Raw genomic sequence first — 204 nt, 5'->3', positions numbered from 1 at the left:
CAGCACGAGCGTGTGCCGCTGGGCCTCGGGCAGCTGCTCGAGGGCCCGCACCAGGGCCACGTGCGACTCGCTGGGCGGGGCGGTCGTGGTGCGGGGGTCGACCGCGCGGGCGGTGGGCCGCGTCGCGAGCCGCGTACGCCGCCAGCGGCTGACCGCCAACCGGTGCGCGGTGGTGCGCACCCACGCCTCGGGGTGCTCGGCGCG

The 204-nt window shown here is 79.9% G+C and carries 1 protein-coding gene; it reads right to left on the bottom strand.

Annotation, left to right across the window (positions count from 1 at the left end; translation table 11 throughout):
- Positions 1 to 204: SigE family RNA polymerase sigma factor (locus QWJ41_RS21955; protein WP_500684583.1), on the bottom strand; the 204-nt coding region annotated here is incomplete at both ends.

Source organism: Nocardioides cremeus (assembly GCF_030518195.1).
GTDB classification, from domain to species: Bacteria; Actinomycetota; Actinomycetes; order Propionibacteriales; family Nocardioidaceae; genus Nocardioides; species Nocardioides cremeus.
The sequence above is the reverse complement of the archived record's forward strand: the minus strand, read 5'-3'. Positions and strand labels throughout refer to the sequence as shown.